This is a genomic window from Micromonospora sp. ABR4_055 (assembly GCF_056160425.1).
Genome location: NZ_JBSWXD010000106.1, coordinates 1 through 23,348, shown reverse-complemented (window position 1 = coordinate 23,348; position 23,348 = coordinate 1). Strand labels below are relative to the sequence as shown.

Sequence of the window (23,348 nt, the reverse complement as noted above, 5' to 3'; positions counted from 1 at the left end):
CCTCCCTTCTCGTGTCTTTACTTCCCTCCCTCCCCCCTCTCTCTCTCTCCCCCCCCCTCTCTTTCCCCTCCCTCTCCCCCCCCCCCCCCCCCCCCCCCCCCCCCCCGGTCGGGGGTCGCCTCCGGCGGAGCGCTCGACCCGGCTCCGGTACCGTGATGTCAATCGTGCGCCACCGCCCGCACCGGACATTCGCGACCCGCCGGACGGGCGACCGACGACCAACCCAGACGGACGACAATCCAACAGAGGAGACACGGTGAAGGTTCTGATCGCCGGAGGCGCGGGCTTCATCGGCAGTACGATCGCCTCCGCATGCCTCGACGACGGCATTGAGCCGGTGGTGCTGGACAATCTGGTCACCGGGCGGATCGAGTTCACCCGCGACCGGATCTTCTACCAGGGCGACATCGCCGACGGTGCCCTGATCGACCGGATCTTCGCCGAACACCCGGACATCAGCGCGGTGGTGCACGCCGCGGCGCTGATCGTAGTGCCCGAATCGGTCGCCGAACCGCTGCGCTACTACCGGGAGAACGTCGCGAAGTCGATCGACTTCATCGACCACGTGGCCCGCAACGGAGCCGAGCGGTACCTGTTCAGCTCCTCTGCGTCGATCTACCGGCCGGGTGAAGACTTCTCCGTCGACGAGTCCTCACCGCTCGAGCCAACCAGTCCGTACGCGCGGACCAAAGCGGTGATGGAGACGCTGCTCGCCGACTGCGCCGCCGCCATGCCGCTGCGGGCGCTGTCGCTGCGCTACTTCAACCCGATCGGCGCCGACCCGCAGCTGCGTACCGGCCTGCAGATCCGCCAGCCCACCCACGTCCTCGGCAAGCTGATCACCGCCGTGCAGACCGGGGCCGAGTTCGCCATCACCGGGGTTGACTGGCCCACCCGCGACGGCTCGGGAATCCGAGACTTCATCCACGTCTGGGACCTGGCCCGGGCACACGTGCAGGCGCTGCGCCACTTCGACGAGATTCTGCCGGTCGGCGCCGACCGGCGCTACGAGGTGCTCAACCTCGGCACCGGCGACGGCACCACGGTGCGTGAGTTCGTCGAGGCCTTCCGCTCCGTGGTCGACCAGCCGCTGCGGGTCCGGGAGACCGGGCCCCGCCCCGGTGACGCCGCCGGCTCGTACACCCGCAGCGTCCGGGCGCGTCGGCTGCTCGACTGGAAGCCCGAGCTGTCCATCGCCGACGGCATCCGGCACTCCCTGGCCTGGTCGGCGCGGCGGGACCAGGTGCTCGACGACTGAGTCCGGCGTCCGGCCGCGTCCACGGCGGCCCTGATCGCGACGCTTCCTGGGACCCGCCGCAGCGGTCTACCGCGGCGGGTCCCGCAGCGCCGCGCTCAGCTCCGCCACGATCAACGACACCTGCCAGGTACGGGCACCGAACCCCTGCAGCGTCGCCGCCACCGACTCGTCGCTGATCTTCTCCGGCGGAGTCCAGGCGAGCCGGCGGACCGAGTCCGGCGCGATCAGGTTCTCCGGCGGTAGCAGGTTCGCCGCGGCCGTCCGGATCACCACTTCCCGGCACCGGGCCAACCGTGCCGCGGCCGCCGGGTCCCGTTCCGCCCAGCGGTGCGGCGGGGGAGGGCCGTCGACCGCAGGCGTGGTCGGCAGGGCGTCGTCGGGCAGGGCGCGGGCGACGTCCAGCGCGTCCAGCCAGATCCGCGCCAAGCGCCGGACCGAGCGGCCGTTGAAACCAGGCAACGCCAGCAGGGCCCGCTCGTCCCGGGGATCGAGTTCGGCCGCCGCGATGATCGCCGAATCCGGCAGCACCCGGCCCGGTGCCGAATCGCGGCGGGCGGCGACGTCGTCCCTGGCCTGCCACAACGCGCGTACCCGGGCCTGGGCCCGCGCTCCGCGTACCCGGTGAATGCCGGAGGTCCGCCGCCACGGCTCCGGCCGTACCCGGGTCGGCTGGCTGCCCCAGACGACCAGGGCGGCGAACTCCTCGGCAGCCCATTGCTGCTTGCCCTGGCGTTCCAACTCCAGGGCGAGTACGTCCCGCAGCTCGACCAGCAGTTCGACGTCGAGCGCCGCGTAGGTCAGCCACGACTCCGGTAGCGGGCGGGTCGACCAGTCGGCGGCGGAGTGATGCTTCTCCAGCGAGAAGCCGAGCAGTGCCTCGGTCAGCGCGGCCAGCCCCACCCGCTCGTAGCCGGCCAGCCGGGCGGCCAACTCGGTGTCGAACAACCGGCGTGGGCGCAGCCCGACATCGGCCAGGCAGGGCAGATCCTGGCTGGCGGCGTGCAGCACCCATTCGGCATCGGCGATCGCGGCGTCGAGCGTGCCCAGGTCGGGCAGCGGCAGCGGGTCGATCAGCGCGGTACCGGCACCCGCCCGGCGTAGCTGCACCAGATAGGCGCGTTGGGTGTAGCGGTATCCGGAGGCGCGTTCGGCGTCGATGGCGACCGGACCGGAGCCGGCAGCGAATCGGGCAACGGCCTCGGCGAGAGCGTCGTCGTCGGCCACCGGTGCAGGGGTGCCGTCGCGGGGAGCGGTCAGCGCAACGGGCCCGCCGGGCGAGGAGTCGGACCCCACGACATCGGACGCCGGCGGCTGCGCCAGCGGGTGGTGCGGCTCGCTCCCTGCTGGGCGTTGCGCGGTCCGACGGCGCAGGGGGGATTCGTCGGTCACCTGGCAACCCTAGTGCCCGGCCCGGTGCCGGCTGCACAAGGTGTCACCGGCGCGTCGGCTCCGGGCCGGTCGAGTTGACCGGCGACACCCCGGTTATGTGTCCAACGGGTGGCAATCGTGTGATCACCGGGCGAGAGGTGACGACAAACACCGTACTGCCCGGTACGGTCGTATCGCCGCTCAGCGGCAGGTGGGCCGGCTGCCGCGTTGAAGGAGAGGCTGCCACGACATGACCAGTGGGTACGACGATCCGCGCTCCGTTGCTGTCCCGGACATTCCGGGCCCGCGGCATGCCGCTCCGGAGGCGCATACGCTACCGGCGGCCCATACTGCCGAGGACGCCCATGCCGCCGAGGAGACCCATGTCGCGAGCGAGCCGCCCCCTGCTCCCGACGCGCCGACGCCCTGGGCGACCTCGGACCGTCCGGGCTCGTGGGCGCCGCCGGCCGACCAGCTTCGCCGGGTCACCCCGGTCCGGCGGGGGTGGCCAGGGGCGACTGCGCTGCTGCTGGTCCTGCTTCTGGCCGGCCTGGCGGGTTTCCAGACGCACCAGATCCGTCAGTTGACCACCCGACTGGCCGAGGTCGACCAGCGGCTGGCCCGGGCGCAGGGAGCCGATTCCGACCGCTTCGAGTTGGTCGAGGCGCGCGCCGCCGAGTTGGAACGGCAGGTCGGCGCGGCCTTCGACCCGGAGGCGATCGCCACGGCGGTGCTGCCCAGCGTCTTTCGGGTCAGCGCCGGGCGGTTCACCGGCACGGCCTTCGCGGTGGGCGAGTCAGCCGACGGCGGCACCAATCTGCTGACCAACTACCACGTCGTCGAGCCCAGCTATCTGGCCGGCAACCGGCGCGTCTTTCTCGAGCGCGACGGTGAACGGATCGAGGCGGCGGTCGTCGCGGTTGACGAGGACAGCGACGTGGCGCAGCTGCGGACCGACCGCTCGTTCCCCGGCCTGCCGCCAGCTCCCGACGAGGTCAAGTCCGGTCAGCAGATCGTAGTGGTCGGGGCTCCGCTCGGGCTCGTCGACTCGGTGACCACCGGGGTGGTCAGCGCGTTGCGGGATGCCGACGACAGCACCGGCCCGGTCATCCAGTTCGACGCTCCGATCAACCCCGGCAACTCGGGCGGGCCGGTGATCAACAGCGGCAAACAGGTGGTGGGCATCGCCACCGCGAAGGCCCGCGACGCCGAGGGGATCGGGCTGGCTGTGCCGATCCGTACCGCCTGCGACGTGTTCGAGATCTGCTGATCGCGTCAGGTGGTGCCGGTCGGCCGCCGCCGGCCCGGCAGCACCGTCACCCCCGGCGGCGGCAGACCGGCGGTCGACGCCAGCAGGTCACACCAGGCCCTCAGGTGGGCGTCGAGCCCGGTGGTCGACGGCGTCCACGAAGCGCGGATCTCGATGTCGCCGCCCGCAGGTGGGCCAGCCAGCTCGCCGAAGCGGGTGGAGCAGGTCTGCGTCACCGTGCCGCCCAGGGCACCGTAGGCGGCCTCGTGGACGTCCAACGCATCGGTCAACCAGGTCCAGCCGACGGTCGGCAGCAGCGGGTCCGCGACCAGGTCAACCTCCAGGTCGGCGGTGACGTACGTCACCAGGCGCAGGGTGCCCTGCCAGGCGTCGTGTCCGTCCGGGTCGTGCAGCAGGACCAACCGTCCGGTGGCCACCTCCTCCGAGCCGCGCAGCACCGTGGCGCTCAACGCGAACGCGTACGGGGCCAGCCGCTGAGGGGCACCGACCTCCTCGATCTGGATCTCCTCCCGAGGGGTCACCGCGCGCAGTCCGGCGACGGCGCGGTGGAACGCCTCGGGCAACGCGGTAAGGGGGGCCATGGCCAAAAGCCTAGGCTGCGGTCCGACCAGATGGGGATCGGCGCGCCGGGCCCGGCAGCGGTGACCGCGACGGCAGCGCTTCGCCGGCCAAGGATCGGCTCAGTGCGGCCCGGATCCGACCGGGGCGGATCGGATCGGGGCGGCGGCTGCCGACCAGCCGGGCGACCGTGGCACCATGGGCGCCGATGACCACGACGACACCGGGCAACGCCGCCCACGACGCGACACCCGACACACCCGCGCCGGCCCCGGCCCCGGCGGCGCCGCTGGCCACCTCCGCCTTCGTCCGGGCCTGCCGCCGGGAACGGGTGCCGCACACGCCGGTGTGGTTCATGCGCCAGGCCGGTCGGTCGCTGCCCGAGTACCGCCAGTTGCGCAGCGGGATCGGCATGTTGGAGTCCTGCCGGCAGCCGGACCTGGTCGCCGAGATCACCATGCAGCCGGTACGCCGGCACGGCGTGGACGCCGCGATCCTGTTCAGCGACATCGTCGTTCCGGTCGCGGCGGCCGGCGTCGAGTTGGACATCGTCGCCGGCACCGGGCCGGTCATCGCCGAACCGGTCCGCAGCGCCGCCGATGTCGGCCGGCTCCGCCGGATCACCCCCGACGACGTCGGCTTCGTCGACGAGGCGGTCCGGCTGCTGGTCGCCGAACTCGGTGCAACCCCGCTGATCGGGTTCGCGGGTGCGCCGTTCACCCTGGCCAGCTACCTGGTCGAAGGCGGACCGTCGCGGACCCACGGGCGGACCAAGGCCCTGATGCACGGCGATCCGCAGACCTGGCACGCGCTCTGCGGCCGGCTCGCCGAGATCACCCTGGAGTTCCTCCGGGTGCAGGTCGCGGCGGGCGTCGCCGCGGTCCAGCTGTTCGACTCCTGGGCCGGCACGCTTTCCGAGGCCGACTACCGTCGGCACGTCCTGCCGCACTCCGCAGCGGTGCTGCACGGACTGGCCGCCGCCGGAGTGCCCAGAATCCATTTCGGAGTCGGGACCGCCGAGTTGCTCGGTGCGATGGGCGAGGCCGGGGCGGATGTGGTCGGGGTGGACTGGCGTACCCCCCTGGACGCCGCGACCGTGCGGATCGGCCCGGACCGTGCGGTACAGGGCAACCTCGACCCGAGTCTGCTGCTCGCGCCGTGGCCGGTGGTGCGTACGGAGGTCCGGCGGGTGCTGGCCGACGGGCTCGCCGCCCCCGGACACGTGTTCAACCTCGGTCACGGAGTGCTGCCGGAAACCGATCCCGACGTGCTGACCAGGGTCGTCGAGCTGGTGCACGAGACGTCGCAGCGCTGACCGCGTCACACCCGGGTAGGCCCGGCCGGCCGGCCCGACTACCCGGGTGGCAAGGTGACGGTATGCAGCAATCGTGGCGGATCGCCGTGGTGGGTGGCGGGATCGCTGGGCTGGCCGCAGCGTTGCGGCTGCGTGACCGGGCACCCGCCGGGACCCGGATCACGGTCTACGAGCAGTCCGACGAGCTGGGCGGCAAGCTGCGTACCGAGGACTTTGCCGGGCTGCCGGTGGAACGCGGCGCCGAGGCGTTCCTGATGCGGGATCCGGCCGGCGGCGACTCCGCTGCGGTCGCGCTGGCCCGCCGGGTCGGCCTCGGTGACAGGCTGCGACACCCGGCGGTCGGCCAGGCGGCGCTGGCCCGGGGCGGACAGTTCGTTGCGTTACCCGCCGGGACGCTGATCGGCGTGCCCGGCGACCTCGCGGCGGTGGCCCGGGTGGCCCGCGCCGAACCGGAGCGTGACGCCGACCAGGGCCGGCCGTTGCTGCAGCCGGACGATGACGTCGCCGTCGGTGAGCTGGTTCGTCGGCGGCTGGGTGACGAGGTCGTCGAGCAACTGGTCGACCCGATGCTCGGCGGGGTGTACGCGGGTAGGGCCGACACCTTGTCATTGGCCACCACCATCCCGGGGCTGGCGGCGGCGGCCCGCACGGAACACACCCTGGTCGCGGCGGTCCGGGCGGCACTGGCCGCCCGACCACCAGCGGCCGGCGCGCCGGTGTTCGCCACCGTCGACGGCGGGCTGAGCCGGCTCGTCGCGGCCGTCCGGGGCGCGCTGTCGGCCGCCGACGGCGCAGCCGAGGTCCGGTTGCGGACCTCGGCGGTGGTACGGGAGTTGGCCGCCTCGTCGGACGGCTGGCGGTTGACGGTCGGGCCGACCCGCGGCGCCGAGCGGGTGGACGTCGATGCGGTGGTGCTGGCGGTGCCGGCCCGGCCGGCGGCCCGGCTGCTCGCCGCGGTCGACGCCGCCGCGGCGCTCCGGGTCGGTGCGCTCGAGTACGCCAGCATCGCCCTGGTCACCCTGGCGGTGCCGCAGCCGCAGCTGCCGGAGATCTCCGGCTTCCTGGTGCCGGCGACCGAGCGGACCATGACCAAGGCCGTCACCCTTTTCAGCACCAAGTGGGCCCAGCTGCGACGATCTGACGGGCTGGCCGTGGTCCGTGCCTCGGTCGGCCGCCACGGCGACGAGCGGCTGCTGCAACGCTCCGACGACGAGCTGGTCGACGCGGTGCGTACCGAGCTGACCCGGCTCACCGGCGTCCGGCAGCCGGCGGCCGTGCAGTCGCACGTGCAGCGATGGGGTGGCGCGCTGCCGCAGTACCCGCCGGGGCACCTGAGCCGGGTGGCGGCGGCCCGTTGGTCGCTGCGGTCCGCCGGGCACCGGCTGGCGTTGGCCGGCGCGGCCTACGACGGCATCGGCATCCCGGTGTGCGTGCGGTCCGGCGAGAACGCCGCCGATGAGATCCTGACAAACCTGGAAGGGGTACGCCGATGAGCGGCGACGAGCAGACCAACGCGGCGCGGTTGCGTGAGCTGAACTCGACGATCCGGTACACCATGTGGTCGGTGTTCCAGGTCGCCGAGCGGCTGCCGGCGCTGCGCGACGACATGATCGGTGAGGTCGAGTCGCTGATCGGCGAGCTGACCGCCAAGGACGTCACGGTCCGGGGCACCTACGACGTCGCCGGGCTACGGGCCGACGCCGACATCATGATCTGGTGGCACGCGGCGGACAGCGACGAGCTGCAGGACGCGTACGGGCGGTTGCGCCGTACGGCGTTGGGCCGCCACCTCGCTCCGGTCTGGTCCCAGCTGGCGCTGCACCGCCCGGCCGAGTTCAACAAGAGCCATGTGCCGGCGTTTCTGGCGGGCGAGCCGGCTCGGGCGTACATCTGCGTGTACCCGTTCGTCCGCTCGTACGAGTGGTACCTGCTGCCGGAGGCGGAGCGCCGGGCGATGCTGGCCGAGCACGGGCAGATGGCCCGGCCGTATCCGGACGTCCGGGCGAACACCGTTGCATCCTTCGCACTTGGCGACTATGAGTGGATGCTCGCCTTCGAAGCCGACGAACTGCACCGGATCGTCGATTTGATGCGCGACCTGCGGGCCTCGTCGGCGCGGCGGCACGTTCGCGCGGAGGTGCCGTTCTTCACCGGACGGCACCGTACCGTCGCCGACCTGGTCGCAAATCTGCCCTGACGACACCCGGACCGGTCGCCGGTCGGCTCCGGACCGGTCCGTCCGGCGCGGTTTCCGCAGGTGCCGGCCCGGGTACCCATCCACTGCCCCCCGAGGTTGGCCGGTCAGCCCGACCGGGTCGACCGGACCGGAGAAGGACCACTCATCTGATCCGGAGGAGGGTGTGATGAGTACGCAAGCTCCGACCCGCAACACCACCGCCGTGAACCGGCCGATGGCCGGGCAGCCGATGGCCGACGGTCAGACACACCAGATGGACATGAACGCCGGGATGCGTCCGGCGATCACCCCGGGAACCGAGACGAAGTCGGCGTTCCGCAGCACCGAGTTCTACGTCTACCTGATCGCGGTCGCCGGCGTACTGCTGGCCTCCCAGGTGATCAACCCGGACATCGACGGCGTGCAGGGTACCGCTGGTGGCGGGGACCCCTTCCCGGCCAGCACCGCATGGCTGTACGTCGCGCTGCTGACCATCGGTTACGTGGTCAGCCGGGGGCTGGCCAAGGCCGGCAGCGCCTGGCGGAACTCGGGTGAGCGACAGCGCTGACCCGTGAAAGGGCCGCCGACCCGGTGACGGGTACGGCGGACCGGGCCGGCGGCCGCGGTGGACACGTCCATCCGGTCGCCGGTCCTTGCGTGCACGGCCCGGTCGGTCAGGTTCCGCCGGATGCACCTACCGGATCTGCCGCACGGCGCATCGGCACGTGCCAGATGCCGTCCTCGAGGTACTCCGGCCCGACGACGACGAACCCGTACCGCGCGTACAGCCCCGTCAGGTGTGCCTGGGCGTCGAGCACACAGGGCCGGCCGGCGGCGAGCCGCAACGCCGCCTCGACGAGTCGACCGGCGTGACCCTGGCCGCGTTCGGCGGTGGCAACGGCCACCCGGCCGATCCTGGCCGTGGCTTCCGCGCCACCGCCTGGTTCGTCGAGCAGCCGTAGACAGGCCACCACCGTGTCGCCCCGGGACAGCCACAGTTGGCGGGCACCCGGCTCGACGTCGCGGCCGTCCAGTTCCGGGTACGCACAACGCTGCTCCACCACGAACACGTCCACCCGCAGCTTGAGCAGTTGGTACAGCACCAACGGCGGCAGTTCGACGGTGTGCGCGACGTGCGGCGTCAGGCCAGGATCGGGGGGCACGCCGACGGATGATACGTGGCTCAGCCCGGCCGGCTGCCGACCGCGTCGCGGACCGCGGCCCCCTGCTCCTGGTCGACGGTGCGCGCGCAGTGGGCGCAGCAGAAGAACCGTCCGGACACCTCGACCCCGTGCCCCACGATCTTGCACTGGCAGTGTTCGCAGATCGGCGCGAGCAGCTGGATCGCGCACTCGAACGAGTCGAAGGTGTAGGTGTCCCCGCTGACCGTGCGGATGTCGAACGCCAGCCAGTAGTCGTTGCCGCAGACCTCACAGGTCGCCATGTTGCTTCTCCCAACGTCAGCCTCATTTGCAGGGTGCGGCATCGGGGAGGCCCGGAACCGGCGAATCGCTGAGATGCTGTGACCGAACTGCTGGGAAATGCGCGGAGGCGGGGTGGGCGGTCAGCTCCGGGCGGCGTCGGTCGCCGGCTCCAGCCGCAGCGCCACCGAGTTCATGCAGTAGCGCGCGTTGCGGGGGGTGTACCGCTCGCCGTCGAACCGGTGCCCGAGGTGCGAGTCACAGGTGGCGCAGCGCACCTCGGTGCGGAACATGCCGTGCGACCGGTCTTCGATGTAGCGCACCGACCCGGGCAGCGCCTCGTCAAAGCTCGGCCAGCCGCAGTGCGAGTCGAACTTGGTGTCACTGGTGAACAGCGGCGTGTCGCAGGCCCGGCAGTGGTACGTGCCGACCGTCGTGGTTTCGACGTACTCACCGGACCAGGGCGCCTCGGTGCCGGCCTGACGCAGCACCCGGAACTCCTCGGGGTTGAGCCGCGCCCGCCACTGCTCGTCGGTACGGGGCAGGGACGTCTTCTCGTCTGTCATGGTCACTACGGTACGGCGGTCCCGGCACCGCCGGCCGCCGATCAGCGGCCGGCTGGCCTAAGGTCGAGGGGTGACAGGGCAGAGCCGGAGTTCCCGGTCCGCGACCACCGTCGACGTGGCCGGCCGCCAGGTGCGGCTGAGCAGCCCGGACCGGGTGTGCTTCCCCGGGCCGGGGTACACCAAGCAGGACGTGTTCGACTACTACCTGGCCGTTGGTGACGGCATACTGCGCGCCCTGCGCGACCGACCCACCACACTGCAGCGCTTCCCGGACGGCGTCGACGGCGAGATGTTCTTCCAGAAGCGGGTGCCGGCCCGGGGCGTGCCGCCGTGGCTCCGTACCGCCGAGATCAAGTTTCCCAGTGGCCGTACCGCCGACGAACTCTGCCCGGCGGACCTGGCCCACGTCGCCTGGGCCGCGCAGATGGGCACCGTGGTGTTTCATCCCTGGCCGGTGCGGGCCGCTGACGTGGACCGGCCGGACGAGCTGCGGATCGACCTGGATCCGCAGCCGGGCACCGACTTCGCCGACGCGGTGGCGGCGGCGGGCGAGGTCCGGGCAATCCTCGACGAGCTTGGTGCCACCGGTTACCCGAAGACCTCCGGCGGCCGCGGGGTGCACGTCTACCTGCGGATCCAGCCGCGCTGGCTGTTCACCGAGGTACGCCGGGCCGTGATCGCGTTCGCCCGCGAGGTGCAGCGCCGCCGGCCCGACCTGGTCACCACGTCCTGGTGGAAGGAGGAACGGGGGCGAAAGGTCTTCATCGACTACAACCAGATGGCCCGGGACCGGACCATCGCCTGTGCCTATTCGCTGCGGGCGAACGCCCGCGCCACCGTCTCCACTCCGGTCACCTGGGACGAGTTGACCCGGGTCGAGCCGGACGACTTCGACCTGCGCACCGTACCGCCCCGGCTGGCCGCCGTCGGCGACCCGCACGCCGGGATCGACGACACGCCGTGGGACATCACCCCGTTGCTGGAGTGGGCCGACCGGGACGACCGCGACGGCGCCGGTGACATGCCGTACCCGCCGGACCATCCGAAGATGCCCGGCGAACCGATGCGGGTGCAGCCGTCCCGGGCCCGCCCGGTCACCGGCGACTGACCCGCCCGGGACCCGCGACGTCCGCCCGGCCCGGTGCCGTCCTGACCCCGGCCCGGTGCCGTCCGTCCGGCCCCAGGTCAGGACGGGCAGGTCAGGCCGTCGTCGGGCACCGTCAGATCGATCAGGTACGCGTCCACCGCGTCGGCTACGCAAGCCACCTGCGGGTATGCGGTGTGCCCGTCGCCCTGGTGGGTCACCAGCACGCCGGTGCCGAGCGACTCGGCCAGCCGCGGTGCCTGCTCGTACGGGGTGGCCGGATCACCGGTGGTGCCGACGACGAGAATCGGCGCGGCGCCGACCGCCGGCCCGACCGGGTACGGGTCGGCCGCGACTGGCCAGTTGACGCAGGCCAGCAGGCCGACGGCGAGCGCCGGACCGAACGTCGGATGCTGCCGGCGCCACTGCTGCTGCAACTGCCGGACCTCGTCGGTGCTCAGCGGCACCTCGGCGTCGGCGCAGTTCACCGCCAGGTTGGCGGCGAACAGGTTGCCGTACCGGCCGTCGTCGCCGCGACCGGTGTAGCCGTCGGCGAGGTCGAACACCGGGCCCGGGTCGCCGTCCCCCAGATCGGCCAGCGCCCGGCCCAGCCGTGGCCAGCCGCTGCGGTCGTACAGCGAGGCGACCACGGCGTAGAAGATCCAGCCGGCGGTGGCCGTCCGGCCGGTCGCCCCGGTGACCGGCTCCTGCCGGGCCCGGTCCATCGCCTCGGCCAGCGTGCCGGAAGGGTCGGCGCTGATCGGGCAGTCAGCCGGTGCGCCGGAACACCACCGGCCGAAGGCGGCAAAGGCCCGTTCGAAACCGGCGGCCTGGCTCAGCGACCCGGCGACCGGGTCCTGCCCCGGGTCGATCGCGCCGTCCAGCACTAGCGCGCGGACCCGGTGCGGAAACAGGTGCGCGTAGGTGGCTCCCAGCAGGCTCCCGTACGAGTAGCCGAGGAAGGTCAGCTGGTCGTCGCCGACCGCCGCCCGCACCGCGTCGAGGTCCCGGGCTGTCTGATGGGTGGAGTACGCGGTGAGCCGCTCGCCGTAGCGCGCCGCGCAGCCGGCCGCGACCCGTTGGCTGAGCGCGGCGGCCCCGGCGAAGGCAGCCGGGTCACGGGGGTCCGGGTCCGCCCCGAAGGTGGCGTCCCAGTCACTGTCGGCGACGCAGTCGACGGCGGCGGACCGGCCCACCCCGCGCGGGTCGAAGCCGACCACGTCGAACCGGCGCAGCACTGTCTCCGGTAGACCGCCGAGGCGTTCGCCCAGTGCCAACCGGGCGGCGGCGTCCACCCCGGAGACGCCGGGCCCGCCCGGGTTGACCACCAGGGTGCCGATGCGGTCCTGCTGCCGGTCGGACCGGGCCCGGATCAGCGCGACTGGAAGGGTGCCGGCGGCGGGACCGGCGGCCCAGTTGACCGGTACGTCGATCGTGGCGCAGTCGTAGCGCAGCCCGTCGGGTGGTGGGCCGTACCGATGCGTAGTCGACTCCGGGCAGGGCTGCCAGTGCGGCGGTGAGTCGGGCCCGCCGGTCGCCCCGGGGTCGGGCCGCGCCGCCGTGCACCCGGTCAGGCCGACCAGCGAACCGACCACTGCGGCCGCGATGGCGGACAGCCAGCGGTGCCGGCCATCTGTCTGCCAGCGGCGCCGGCTCGCGGGGATCCGGCGGCGTCGGCTCACTGCTGGCTGGTCGGGTCGCCGGCCAGCACCCGGTGCACGTCGAAGCGGACCGGCCGGTCCAGCTGGTCGTACCGGCAGGAGGCCGGCTCCCGATCGGTACGCCAGCGCTGGAACCGTGCGGTGTGCCGGAACCGGTCGCCCTCCATCGCGTCGTAGGCGACCTCGGCGACCAACTCGGGCCGCAGCGGCTGCCACTCGAGGTTCTTGCCGCCGCTCCACCGGCTCGGCGCGCCCGGAATCCGCTGGCCGGAACCGTCGTCACCCGACCCCCACGGGTGGTCGGCGGCAGTGGTGCGCAACGGTGCCATCTCGTCGACGAGCTCCGCGCGTCGGGCGGCGGTGAACGACGCGCACACGCCGACGTGGTGCAGCACCCCAGCGTCATCGAAGAGCCCGAGCAGTAGTGATCCGACCACCGGGCCGGACTTGTGCCAGCGGAAGCCGGCGACGACCACGTCGGCGGTCCGCCCGTGCTTGACCTTGAACATCGTCCGCTTACCGGGCTCGTAGCGCAGCTCCGCCGGCTTGGCGATGACGCCGTCGAGGCCGGCGCCTTCGAAGATCTCGAACCAGCGACGGGCGGTGCCCGGTTCGGTGGTCACCGGGGTCAGGTGCACCGGCGCGGTGACCGCCGCCAGCGCGTCGGCCAGTCGGGCCCGACGGGTGGTGAACGGCTCGTCGAGCAGGACCTCGTCGCCCAGCGCCAGCAGGTCGAAGGCGACGAAGGAGGCCGGGATCTGCTCGGCGAGCAGCCGTACCCGGGAGGCCGCCGGATGGATCCGTTGGCCGAGCAGGTCGAAGTCGAGCCGGGACCGCCCAGTCTCCGCCCGGATCACCACCAACTCGCCGTCCACCACGATCCGGGGCGGCAACTGCTGCCGGGCCTGCTCGATGACCTCGGGGAAGTACCTGGTCAGCGTCTTACCGCCGCGGCTGGCCAGCTCGACCTGGTCACCGTCGCGGAAAATGACGCAGCGGTAGCCGTCCCACTTGGGCTCGTAGCTCATCCCCGGTGCGACTGGCAGCGTCGCGACCGGTTTCGCCAGCATCGGCTCGATCGGTAGGGCGATCGGGAAAGTCACCCACCCAGTGAACCATCCCGGTCCGACGATCCGCGGGACCGCCGGACCACGGCACGGACCCGGCGGAACACCGGCCGGACCGGGCGGGCCAGCCACGGCAGCCGGCGTGCCGCGCGTTGGTACAGCGGCTGGGCCGCCGCCCGCAGCTGCTGGCGGGTCGTGGCGAGCTGGCGGTGCGTCGTATCGAGCTCCGCCCGGGCGGAACGCAGCTGCTGTTCGAGCTCGGCGAGGCGGGCCGCGCTGATCGTCGCCATCAACTCGTGACCGGTGACCGGCTCGCTGCGGCCGTCCTCGCCGCGTACCAGCCAGGGGCGGTCACCGTATACGTCGATCTGATGGCCGGCCAACGGTACGTCGCCTTTCTCCAGCCCGTTCGGAAACTGCTCGGCGAACATCGCCCGGCAGTGTTTCGCCTGGTCGGCCGAGGTGGCCAGGATCAGCTTGTTGGGCACCAACACTGCGGGCACCAGGCTGCCGCCGTCGCCGAGGTAGCTGAACAGGCCGGTGATCACGCCGAGCCAGTGCCGGTTGAGTACGTCGTCGAGCACCACCAGCCCGTCGTCGACCACGGTCCGCTCGGCGATCCGCAAATCGTTCACCGTGATCTGATCGGTGTGGCCGCCGTCGATGGAGAAGATCCGGAAGCGGCGCCCGGCGGCGACGAAGCCGGCCTGCTCCAGGTCGAGACTTGACGACTGCACGATGTCGACGTTGTCGCCGGCGCCGTAGGTCGTGAGGTTCTGTTCGAAGATCTCCCGGTCACCGCGTCCGGACTGGTCGAGGTTGGCGGCCTGGTCGTCGAAGACGTCGATGGCGACCGCCCGCTGATCCGCTGGCAGATCCAGAGCGAGGCACAGGAACGACTTGCCGTGGTGGATGCCGATCTCGGCCACGTCGCCGCTCACCCCGGCCTCGCGCTGAGCGGCCCGTACGCCGCTGAGGTACACCGCGGTCGAAACGTTCAGCCAGCCCTTGACCTGGTGCAGACCGGTCCGCAGGTAGCTGGCGGTCCGCTCAGGCAGGACCGGTGTGAACGCTGTCATGGTGGCAGACCATACCGCTGATTACCGCAGCGACAAACGGTCGATCGGAGGACAATCCAGGTGACCGCACCGGCCGTCCTGGTCGGTGTCCTGCTCCGCTCGTCGGCGCCGCCGCCGTGGTGGCCGTACGGGAAAGGCGGATCGCATGCCCAGCTTCACCTATCCGCAGGCCGGCGCCACCGCCGTGCTGCGCGACCAGACCGGATCGGTCCGGCGGTCCGTACCGCCGCTGCCGGCGGGCTACCGCCATCTGCGGTCCCGTAGCCGACTGCGGCCCGGCAGCTTCCCGATGGCGGCCGAGGCGGTGCTCACCTGGCGGATGCACCGGGCCGCCGGTGCCCGGGTAGCGGCGTCGGCTCCCCGCGCCGAGGCCGGTGTGCTGGTGACGGTCGGTCTCGGCGTCGGGCCGCTGCGGATCGCCGCGCCGTGCGCGGTGGTGTGGGCGGTCGACGAGCCGGACCTCGCCGGATTCGCGTACGGCACCCTGCCCGGCCATCCGGCCAGCGGCGAGGAGGCGTTCCTGGTGCACCGCGACGACGACCGGGTGTGGCTGTCGGTGGTGGCGTTCAGCCGGCCGGTGGCGCCGCTCATGCGGCTGGCCGGCCCACTGGGTGCGCTGGCACAGCGGGCCTACGCCCACCGGCTGGGCACCGCACTGCGCCGGCTCACCCGCTGACCGCCAACGGCACGCCGGCCGGCGGCGGGTCAGTAGGCGGCGAAGGAACGGACCGGGGCCCGGGGCCCGAACCGGGGCGCCCGTACCCCGGCCAGCTCCAGCAGCAGACAGACCCGACCACGGTGCCCCCGGAACGGCTCCAGTAGTTCGAGCATCCGGGTGTCGGTTGCGCGGGCCTCGCCGGCCAGCGCCCAGGCCACCGTGTTCGGCAGGTGGTAGTCGCCGACGCTCACCGCGTCGGCCGCGCCGAACGCCACCCGGACCACCTCGGCGGCGGTCCACGGGCCGATCCCGGGCAGCGCGGTCAACCGCCGGGTGGCCGTCTGCGGGTCGGCGCTGTCCGACAGCCGGTCGGCGACCGCCGCCGCGCCGCACAGGGCCTGCGCCCGTCGTTGCTCGATGCCCAGCGGATGCAGCGACCAGTACGGCGCGGCGGCGAGGGCGGTCGGCTCCGGGGCGACCCAGAGATCGGCGACCGGGCCGGGAGCGGGTTCGCCGAACCGGCGGACCGTCGCGGCGTACCCGCGGTACGCCTCCGCGCCGGTCACCTTCTGTTCCAGCACGGCCCGCAGCAGCCGGGCGAACACCTGCCCGGTGGCCGGGAGCCGGACGCCGGCGTAGCGGCGGACCACCGCCGCGACGACCGAATGCCGGCGGGCCAGCGGGAGGAAGTCGGACACGTCGTCGCGGAGTCCGGCGACCGCGTCGGCGATGTCGCAGATCTGGCTGGCCCCGGGGCCGTAGCCGGCGGCGACGAGGTCGCCGCCGCGTCGGCGTAGCGCCAGGGTCGCCGGCCCGTCCGGGGTACGGGCGGTCCACCAGAAGGTGTCCGCCAGCCAGCGGGCGCACGGGTCGTGCCGTCCCATCGCCAGCGGCCGCGCCGAGCCGGCCAACTGGTAGCCCTCCGGCGGCCGCAGCACCCGGACCCGTGCCGGTGCGGCACCGGTTGCATTGAGCGTGGTCGCTGCTGTCTCCGCGGCCTGCCTTTGCTCGACCATGCCGGTCACTGTGCCAGCAGCGGCGGACAGCATCGACGCCGGGACGAGCCCGCAGCTCGTCCCGGCGTCGGATCGCCCTACCCGGGTCACCGGCGGCCACCGCCGCCGATGCCAGCCGACCTCATCGGGTGACGACCACCCGGACCACGTCGAAGGCGGGGATCTGGTTGGCCCGCTGCATCATCGGTACCCGGTGGGAACCGTCGCCGGCCCACGACGCGCACTGGGCGATGCCGGGGCCGGGCAGGCCGGGCACCTCGACGGTGACCTCGTCGGCGCCGGCGCCACCCCGACCGTCCTCGGTGGCCACGAAGAACGCCGGGACCGGGCCGGGCTCGGGAGCGCTGCGCCTACTGGTCAGCATCCGGCATGCGGTGTGGAAGTGCCCCCGGGTCAGACCCTCCTCGGTGAGGAACGAGCTTTCCAGGTAGTAGCCGCCCTGGCCGGCCGGCAGGAATCGGTCACGTACCAGGTTGCGGGTGCTGATTCGCAGGGTGAACGGTTGGTTTGCGCGTACCCGGTTGGGTGACGAGATGATCATCAGCTGCGGGTTGGTGTCCGCGTCACCGACCTCGCCGAACGCCGTACTGACACACCGCTCGCCGTCCTGGAAACCCTCGTGCGGGGCCAACGAACTGTCGGTGCAGTCGTCGCCGAGGATCTCCAACCCGGCCGGCGGATCGTCCGGCGCGTCGGGCTCTTCGCCGGGGGCGGGGGAGTCCTGGCACTGGTCCGGGCCCCGCTGGCCGTCACCCCAGTGGTGCCGTACGCCGTTGCTGTCCACGGTGGTCCCGGTGTCGGCCGGATCGACCGACTCGCTCGGGCTCACGCAGACGGCGGCGGCCCGGTCGCGGTCCCGCTCGCGGTCCCGGTCGCCGCGGGTCCCGGCGGACGAGATCTGGGTCACCGCCACCACGCCGCCGAAGACCGCCAGCATCGTGGTCACCGCGATGACGCGGTTGCGGGTGCTGCCCGCCGATTCGCCCCGGCGTGCCGGCTGGTCGCTGGTACGCCTGCGGCGCTGTGGGCTGTTCACGTGGTGCCACCTCTTTCGTCGAACGCCAATTGGTCGTCCGGGTGCAACGCAGTTGATGATGGCTGTGGTTCGCCACTGCCGTCGACCGTATGGATGTCACTCCACAACAGTCAACAATCCTTGGGCCAACTACGGAACACTTAGGAGGCACTTAATACGGGCTTCAAGAACCGGCTCGAGGCGCCGGTGGCGGGTCCACCAAAAACGTGGCGGCTGCCGGCCGCGCCCTCCCTGGCAACGACCGGCCGCCGCGATTCACAGGCGCCCTGAAAGAGTCAGTAGTCGTAGTCGCCCGAGTCCTCAGAGTCACTGTCGAAGCTGTCCGAGTCCTCGCTCTGCGAGTCCTTGCTGTCGTCGAGGCCCTTGATGTTGTCGCGGCCGTCACCGTCCGGCACCGCAATTGGCTTCGGGGTGCCCTCCGGCAGGCACTCCAGGTTCTTCGTGCCGTCCGGCTGCACGACGTACCAGGTGCCGCCGACACCCTGGCCCTTCCAATCGCCGGGCTTCTCGTCACCGGCGTAGTAGTAGATCGGCCAGCCGTCGATGGTCAGTTGGCGGGTGCCGTCCGGCCGGTTCACCGTGCCGACCAACTCCTCGTCCACCCCGGACAGAATGGGGTCGCCGTCGGTCAGCGCCGGCGGCCAGATCTTGGCGCAGTCACCCTCGCAGTTCGAGGTCGCGGGGTCGTTGGAGTCCTCCTCGAAGCGGTAGAGCAGCCAGCCGTCCTCGTCGGTGACCACGTCACCCATCTTGTCGACGGCCTTGCCGACCAGTTCCTTGGTGAGGTCCTCGTCGGCGACCTCGACCGCGATGTCCTCGGTGTCTACCGGCTCGGGCGCGGCCGACGCCGCGTTCGCCGCGTTGACGACCGGCTGGGCCTGAGCGCCGCCAAAGTCGTCCGGGTTGTAACCTGCCGGGGCGCAACCCGGCAACACGAGTGCCGCCAGCGCGCCTGCGACTATGACGGTCCGCTTTCCCAGTGCCACGTGCCCTCCCTCATTCGTCCACATCGGGCTTCATCAAGGAGTACGCAGCACATCTCGGATTGGATCGGTATTCCCGAGTGCAGAATTTCACAGCCCGGCGTTGAACCGGGTCGTCGGGTGCTGCGTGCGGCCAGCCGTTGTCGTGCCGATCAGCAGCAGAATACGCCGGTCATGGGCAGAGAGAGACGCAGCGACGATCAGAGACAGAACAGCCCGTGGGTATCCGTAAACTCGGGAACCCACGGGCTGCACGTACATCGAATCTGCTGGCGCAGATGTCGCGACGCCTGTTCGTAGCGCACGTCAGGAATGGACGTCGACCCTCCGCTCAGACCGGTACCGCTCAGACCGGTACCGCTCAGACCGGTACGGTGACGATCGCGGTGGCGACCCCGGACTGGTCGACCGCCTGGAACTGGATCCGTTCGATGTCGTCCCGAGGCGCCGCCGTCGACGTGCTCAGCAGCAACGGCGCGGGCTGCTCCGCGGTGCCGTACCCGGCGTCGGGCACCGTCCAGGTGGAGAGCACCTCCGCAGTGCCGGAGGCCCGCAGCACCACGATCCGGCACTGCATCGGTCCCGGTACGCGGCGCAGCGCGAACGACACCTGGGTGCCCCAGTCGGCTTCCTCCAGCACCACGTCCGCCTCCACCCCGGTGGTGGCGTCGACCGCGTTGAACTTCTCGCCAGTGACCTCCGGACCACCGACCCCGGACTGCGGATCGACCGGTGACGGGCTGGTCGAGACCGACGTCTGCGGCCCGGCCTGCGGTGTCGCCGATCCGCCTGACCAGGTCGACCCGGCGAAGAACGAGAAACCGGTGAGCGTCGCCATCAGCACGAACCCGGCGGCGATCTGCAGCGGTCGGCCGGCGAACAGCCGCCGGGACCTACCGGCGCGGCCGAGCGGACGGACCCGACCGTGGTCGCGAAGCTGGTCGGCGTCGGACCGTACGGTCGGCCGGATCGGCACCGGCGCGCCGCCGTCGTCCGCCCCACCAGCCCGGTTCACACCGGTGGGGCCGGACTGAGGGAGGACGGGGCTGTCCTCCAACTGGTCGATGTCGACGGTGGACATCAACCCGACGATCGGAATGAGTGACTCCAGCTCCGCGGCGCAGGCCCAGCAGCCGGCGAGATGCTCCTCGAACAGTTCGACGTCGTCGGCGTCGAGCGCACCGATCGCGTACGCTCCGACGTCCCAGTGGGCGGACCGTGTCATTCTGTAACCCCCCGCTGTTGCAGCGCCGTCCGCAGCGCTCGTAGCGCGTAGTAGACCCGCGACTTGGCGGTACCCAGTGGCAGCCCCAGCTCCGCGGCAGCCTCCGGCACCGTGCGGCCGCGGAAGTACGTCTCGACCAGGATCTCCCGGTGCGGCTGGCTGAGCGTGCGCAACGCGTCGGCGACAGTCATCTGCCGCAGCACCTGATCGGTGCCGTCGGACTCGGCGAAGCTCTCCAGGTCCCGGTCGTACTCCTCTGTCGGGCGGGCCTTCTCGCTGCGGTGGTCGTCGATCGCGATGCGCCGGGCGACGGTCACCAGCCACGGTCGCAGCGACGCCTGGCCCTGCGCGCCGAGCCGGTGGGCGTTGCGCCACGCCCGCAGCAGTGTCTCCTGGACGATGTCCTCGGCTCGTTGCCGGTCCCCCCCGGTGAGCCGTAACACGAATCCCAGCAGCGGCCGGGCGTGCTCTGCGTACAGTGTGCGGACGAGATCTTCCCCGTGGCTGGATTCCGCCGTCCCGGCCTGTTGCCGGCTTCCTGCGGTCCGTGGCGTCACCGGCTCATCATCGCGCTCGGCCGCCCTCCCGTCGATGCTCTGCCAACGTTGCGTGCTGCGGGCCATGGCCGAACCATTGCCGGTCAGACCCGGCCGGGTCCTCTCCGCCTGCCAGCCGCTGGCGACCGCGTACATCGCAGGACCTCCATCCGACGTCGACATGGCCCGCGGCTGGGGGCCCACCCCGAGGTACGGAGCCGGCCGGCGGACGGATCAACGCCCGCTCGGAAAAATTCCATCCGGCGGCGGCGGCGAAGGCTGCGCGGTTGCGTCGGCGATCGGCGACGCCGTCGCGATCAACCGGTCCAGCGCCGCGCCGTGCAGCACCCGGCTGGGAAACCAGTCACCGGCGGCCCGCCGGGCCAGGTCCCCGACGGCCGGTACGGCGCGTCCGGCGACCACCACCAGGTTGCCGTACCGGCGCCGCCGCAGCACCGCCGCGTCGGCGACCAGGCAGATGCCGGGCAGCACCTGCCGTACCGATGCCAGATGTCGACGGGCCCAGCCCAGCGGCGGCCCGTCCGCCACGTTGGACAGCAGCTGGCCGCCGGGCACGAGCACCCGGGCGACCTCGGCGGCGAACTCGACCGAGGTCAACCGAGCCGGGGTACGGGCACCGGCGAACACGTCCGCGACCACCAGGTCGTAGCTGTCCGTGCGGGCCTGTTCGACGGCGGCCCGCGCGTCACCGACCCGGATCCGCAGGTTGCGGTCGGCCGGCCAGGGCAGTTCGCGGCGGACCAGCTCGGTCAACGCGGCGTCGATCTCCACCACCCGCTGGCTGGACCCGGGCCGGGTGGCGGCCAGGTAGCGCGGCAGGGTCAGCCCACCGCCGCCCAGGTGCAGCACCCGCAGCGGGGCGCCGGCCGGGGCGGCCAGGTCGATCGCCGCGGCCATCCGGCGGACGTACTCGAACTCCAGGTGCGTCGGATCGTCGAGATCGACGTGGGACTGCTGGGTGCCGTCCAACAGCAGGGTGTACGCCCGCCGCCGGTCCGGGTCCGCAACGAGCTGCGCGGTGCCGGTGTCTACCTGGACCGCGGGCGGTGCTGTCCTGCGGGTACGGCCCATCGGCACAGTATGCCGGTCACCGCCACGCCGGATTCTCCTGCCCGGCTGCGGAGAGGCTGAGCGCCCGGTGCAGCAGCCGGGCGTCGCCGAGCATCGCCCGCAGCCGTCGCTCCAGCCCGGCGATCGGCACCAGGTTCTGCGGTGCGCGGGGGTCCTTGTACGGGGCCGAGGCGAACCGGGGCAGCGTCGCCAGCGACAGGTCGGCCAGCGCGATCGCCGCCTGCGGCGTCAGGTCGGGCCGGCACTCCACCCGGACGATGCCCGCCCAGGGCGCGCCCCGAGGCCCAGGCAGCCGCAAGTACCACGAGTAGCTGCGCCACCGGGTGCCGCGCAGGAAGACCGGGCTGCGTTCCGCCGGCCGCAGCGCGGTCACCACCGGGATCAGCCCGGCCGGCAGGTACGGCTGGCGCTGGGACTTGACGTAGCCGATCGTGTTCGAGAGCCGTCGCCCGCGCAGCGGACCGTCCACCACCAGCAGATCCGCCAGGTCATCCGCGCCGTCGGCGCGGGCCTGCTCGGAGACCGCGATCTCCAGCGCGGCCAGCGCCGGCTGCACCGCCTGCGGCAGTACGGCCGGATCCGGGTCGACGACCCGGCGCGCCGGGTAGTGCACCCGCCCGACGACCAGGTCGGTGGCGGCGGTGCTCGGCGTGAACAGGCCCCGTTCGGTGCGGGCTCCGGCCAACCGGGCCGCCCCGCGTCGCAGGTCGCAGCGCACCACCCCGGCGGCATAGGAGGCAGCCAGCGCCGGGTACGAGACCCCGTCGGGCTCCTCGCTCCACAACGAAGCGTCGATCCGACGCACCCCGTCGACCAGCAGCACCACGTCCGGTGCGCGCACGTCCGCCGGCTGACGCAACGGCCGCCACGCCGCCGGATCCAGCTCCACGGCGAGGTCGGCGGCGTCCTGGCCGTCGTCGGCGGCACCGGGGCCACCCGGGTCGGCTGCCTCGAACGACGTGCCGTAGCCGGGCTGCCAGCCCTCGACGAACCAGCGGATCCCGGTGGCCGGCCGGCCCGTCACGGTCGCGGTCACAGCCCGCTCCGCCGGACCCGGGCCGTACGGGCGTCCTTGCTGACCTCGAACCGGACCGGTACCCGCTCGGCCAGCGCCGGAACGTGGGTCACCAGGCCGACCATCCGGTCACCCCGGGCGGCGAGCCCTTCCAGGGTCGCGGCGACGGTGTCCAGGGTGGCCGCGTCCAGCGAGCCGAAGCCCTCGTCCAGCACGATCGACTCCAGACTGGCGGCGCTGGCCGACATCCCGGCCAGTTGCTCCGACAACGACAGTGCCAGCGCCAGCGACGCCTGGAAGGTCTCCCCGCCGGACAGCGTGCGTACCCCGCGCCGCAGTCCGGCGTCGTGGTGGTCGACGACGAAGAACTCACCGGCGTCGTGCACCAGCTCGTACTGACCGGAGGAAAGCTCCCGCAGGATCCGCGACGCGCCGTCCACCAGCAGATCCAGTGCCTCGACCAGCAGCCAGCGCTCGAAGTTGTTGGCCCGTAGATGCCCGGCCAACGTTCGGGCCAACTGGGCCTGCCGCTCCTGGTCGGCCCGCCTGCCGCGCAACTCACCCGCCTGGGCGAACCGTTCGGTGACCCGTTCCTGGTCAGTCTGCGCCCGCTGGACCGCCAGCGCGGCCGCCTGCCGGTAGCCGGCCGGATCGGCGCCGGCCGGCGGCGACAGTCCGGCGGCGACGAACAGCTCGTCGATGTCGGCGGCGACGCCGCCGGCCGTGTCCCGGGCCGAAGCCAGCCGATCGTCCGCCTCGGCCCGCGCCGCGCGGCGCTCGGCGAGCAGTTGATGCGCCCAGTCGGTCAACAGCGTCCACGCCGCGGCCAGATTGGTGCGGTCGGCGGCCGGTGGCGCCAGCCGGGCGACGGCGTCCCGGCCGGCGTCGAACTCCCGCCAGCCGGCCTGCAGCCGCTGTTCGCCGGTCACGGCGGCGCGCTGCGCCTGGCGGGCCGCCTCCCGGG

The 23,348-nt window shown here is 72.5% G+C and carries 24 protein-coding genes; 8 read left to right on the top strand and 16 right to left on the bottom strand.

The window, feature by feature from the left end:
- Window positions 1-256: 256 nt before the first annotated feature.
- A complete protein-coding gene (gene galE, locus ACXAHD_RS22060; protein ID WP_281554087.1) occupies window positions 257-1,258 on the top strand; it encodes a UDP-glucose 4-epimerase GalE in 1,002 nt (333 codons plus the stop codon).
- Window positions 1,259-1,324: 66 nt separating this feature from the next.
- Here the strand turns inward: galE and ACXAHD_RS22055 are convergent, their stop codons facing one another.
- On the bottom strand, window positions 1,325-2,647 hold the full coding sequence (locus ACXAHD_RS22055; protein ID WP_475052862.1) for an HRDC domain-containing protein: 1,323 nt from the start codon (window positions 2,645-2,647) through the stop codon (window positions 1,325-1,327).
- Window positions 2,648-2,876: 229 nt separating this feature from the next.
- Here ACXAHD_RS22055 and ACXAHD_RS22050 point away from each other — a divergent pair, with 229 nt between their 5' ends.
- Window positions 2,877-3,896, top strand: a complete 1,020-nt coding sequence (locus ACXAHD_RS22050) for a S1C family serine protease (RefSeq protein ID WP_289212529.1) — start codon at window positions 2,877-2,879, stop codon at window positions 3,894-3,896.
- Window positions 3,897-3,901: 5 nt separating this feature from the next.
- Here ACXAHD_RS22050 and ACXAHD_RS22045 read toward each other — a convergent pair whose 3' ends face one another.
- Window positions 3,902-4,477, bottom strand: a complete 576-nt coding sequence (locus ACXAHD_RS22045) for a DUF3000 domain-containing protein (RefSeq protein WP_281554089.1) — start codon at window positions 4,475-4,477, stop codon at window positions 3,902-3,904.
- A 185-nt stretch (window positions 4,478-4,662) separates the two neighbouring features.
- Here ACXAHD_RS22045 and hemE point away from each other — a divergent pair, with 185 nt between their 5' ends.
- The 4 genes from hemE (at window position 4,663) to ACXAHD_RS22025 (ending at window position 8,513) form a co-directional block, all read left to right on the top strand.
- Window positions 4,663-5,769 (top strand): uroporphyrinogen decarboxylase, encoded by a 1,107-nt coding sequence (hemE, locus tag ACXAHD_RS22040; RefSeq protein ID WP_281554090.1) that lies wholly within the window; start codon window positions 4,663-4,665, stop codon window positions 5,767-5,769.
- Window positions 5,770-5,831: 62 nt separating this feature from the next.
- On the top strand, window positions 5,832-7,262 hold the full coding sequence (gene hemG / locus ACXAHD_RS22035) for a protoporphyrinogen oxidase (RefSeq protein WP_281554091.1): 1,431 nt from the start codon (window positions 5,832-5,834) through the stop codon (window positions 7,260-7,262).
- Entirely contained in the window at window positions 7,259-7,966 is a 708-nt protein-coding gene (gene hemQ, locus ACXAHD_RS22030) for a hydrogen peroxide-dependent heme synthase (RefSeq protein ID WP_281554092.1), read from the top strand. Before hemG ends, hemQ begins: the two co-directional genes overlap by 4 nt.
- A gap of 166 nt (window positions 7,967-8,132) precedes the next feature.
- Window positions 8,133-8,513 carry a hypothetical protein gene (locus ACXAHD_RS22025; RefSeq protein WP_278168180.1) on the top strand — a complete coding sequence of 127 codons (381 nt, stop codon included), beginning with the start codon at window positions 8,133-8,135 and terminating at the stop codon, window positions 8,511-8,513.
- Between the two features lie 106 nt (window positions 8,514-8,619).
- Here the strand turns inward: ACXAHD_RS22025 and ACXAHD_RS22020 are convergent, their stop codons facing one another.
- The 3 genes from ACXAHD_RS22020 to msrB form a co-directional block, all read right to left on the bottom strand.
- Entirely contained in the window at window positions 8,620-9,108 is a 489-nt protein-coding gene (locus ACXAHD_RS22020; protein WP_475052856.1) for a GNAT family N-acetyltransferase, read from the bottom strand.
- Window positions 9,109-9,128: 20 nt separating this feature from the next.
- Complete coding sequence (locus ACXAHD_RS22015; protein ID WP_123600747.1) at window positions 9,129-9,389, bottom strand: Prokaryotic metallothionein; 261 nt, start codon at window positions 9,387-9,389, stop codon at window positions 9,129-9,131.
- Between the two features lie 120 nt (window positions 9,390-9,509).
- Window positions 9,510-9,932, bottom strand: a complete 423-nt coding sequence (msrB, locus tag ACXAHD_RS22010) for a peptide-methionine (R)-S-oxide reductase MsrB (RefSeq protein ID WP_475052853.1) — start codon at window positions 9,930-9,932, stop codon at window positions 9,510-9,512.
- Window positions 9,933-10,002: 70 nt separating this feature from the next.
- On the opposite strand from msrB, the gene ligD reads away from it, so the two are divergent.
- Complete coding sequence (gene ligD, locus ACXAHD_RS22005; protein ID WP_281554094.1) at window positions 10,003-11,040, top strand: non-homologous end-joining DNA ligase; 1,038 nt, start codon at window positions 10,003-10,005, stop codon at window positions 11,038-11,040.
- 77 nt (window positions 11,041-11,117) lie between these two features.
- Here the strand turns inward: ligD and ACXAHD_RS22000 are convergent, their stop codons facing one another.
- The 3 genes from ACXAHD_RS22000 to ACXAHD_RS21990 all read right to left on the bottom strand — a co-directional run bounded on the left by ACXAHD_RS22000 (window position 11,118) and on the right by ACXAHD_RS21990 (window position 14,823).
- Entirely contained in the window at window positions 11,118-12,632 is a 1,515-nt protein-coding gene (locus ACXAHD_RS22000) for an alpha/beta hydrolase (protein WP_475052866.1), read from the bottom strand.
- A gap of 62 nt (window positions 12,633-12,694) precedes the next feature.
- On the bottom strand, window positions 12,695-13,780 hold the full coding sequence (locus tag ACXAHD_RS21995; RefSeq protein WP_281554096.1) for an ATP-dependent DNA ligase: 1,086 nt from the start codon (window positions 13,778-13,780) through the stop codon (window positions 12,695-12,697).
- Window positions 13,777-14,823, bottom strand: coding sequence for a class I SAM-dependent methyltransferase (locus tag ACXAHD_RS21990; RefSeq protein ID WP_281554097.1), 1,047 nt, complete (start codon window positions 14,821-14,823; stop codon window positions 13,777-13,779). The genes ACXAHD_RS21995 and ACXAHD_RS21990 overlap by 4 nt, the downstream gene beginning before the upstream one ends.
- A 145-nt stretch (window positions 14,824-14,968) precedes the next feature.
- Between ACXAHD_RS21990 and ACXAHD_RS21985 the strand changes: the two genes are divergently transcribed.
- Window positions 14,969-15,499 carry a DUF1990 family protein gene (locus tag ACXAHD_RS21985; RefSeq protein ID WP_281554098.1) on the top strand — a complete coding sequence of 177 codons (531 nt, stop codon included), beginning with the start codon at window positions 14,969-14,971 and terminating at the stop codon, window positions 15,497-15,499.
- A gap of 29 nt (window positions 15,500-15,528) precedes the next feature.
- On the opposite strand, the gene ACXAHD_RS21980 is transcribed toward ACXAHD_RS21985, so the two are convergent.
- The 8 genes from ACXAHD_RS21980 to ACXAHD_RS21945 form a co-directional block, all read right to left on the bottom strand.
- Window positions 15,529-16,497 (bottom strand): DNA-3-methyladenine glycosylase family protein, encoded by a 969-nt coding sequence (locus ACXAHD_RS21980; RefSeq protein WP_289212530.1) that lies wholly within the window; start codon window positions 16,495-16,497, stop codon window positions 15,529-15,531.
- A gap of 121 nt (window positions 16,498-16,618) precedes the next feature.
- On the bottom strand, window positions 16,619-17,533 hold the full coding sequence (locus ACXAHD_RS21975; RefSeq protein WP_281554100.1) for a Pecanex-like protein 1: 915 nt from the start codon (window positions 17,531-17,533) through the stop codon (window positions 16,619-16,621).
- 275 nt (window positions 17,534-17,808) lie between these two features.
- Complete coding sequence (locus ACXAHD_RS21970; RefSeq protein WP_281554101.1) at window positions 17,809-18,519, bottom strand: hypothetical protein; 711 nt, start codon at window positions 18,517-18,519, stop codon at window positions 17,809-17,811.
- Between the two features lie 358 nt (window positions 18,520-18,877).
- Window positions 18,878-19,741 (bottom strand): anti-sigma factor, encoded by an 864-nt coding sequence (locus tag ACXAHD_RS21965; RefSeq protein ID WP_289212531.1) that lies wholly within the window; start codon window positions 19,739-19,741, stop codon window positions 18,878-18,880.
- Window positions 19,738-20,364, bottom strand: coding sequence for a sigma-70 family RNA polymerase sigma factor (locus ACXAHD_RS21960; RefSeq protein ID WP_475052864.1), 627 nt, complete (start codon window positions 20,362-20,364; stop codon window positions 19,738-19,740). Before ACXAHD_RS21960 ends, ACXAHD_RS21965 begins: the two co-directional genes overlap by 4 nt.
- A 147-nt stretch (window positions 20,365-20,511) precedes the next feature.
- Window positions 20,512-21,369 carry a spermidine synthase gene (locus ACXAHD_RS21955; protein WP_281554104.1) on the bottom strand — a complete coding sequence of 286 codons (858 nt, stop codon included), beginning with the start codon at window positions 21,367-21,369 and terminating at the stop codon, window positions 20,512-20,514.
- 16 nt (window positions 21,370-21,385) lie between these two features.
- Entirely contained in the window at window positions 21,386-22,405 is a 1,020-nt protein-coding gene (locus ACXAHD_RS21950) for a hypothetical protein (protein WP_281554105.1), read from the bottom strand.
- The coding region (locus tag ACXAHD_RS21945; RefSeq protein WP_475052847.1) for an SbcC/MukB-like Walker B domain-containing protein at window positions 22,402-23,348 on the bottom strand (947 nt) is incomplete at its 5' end. The genes ACXAHD_RS21945 and ACXAHD_RS21950, both read right to left, overlap by 4 nt.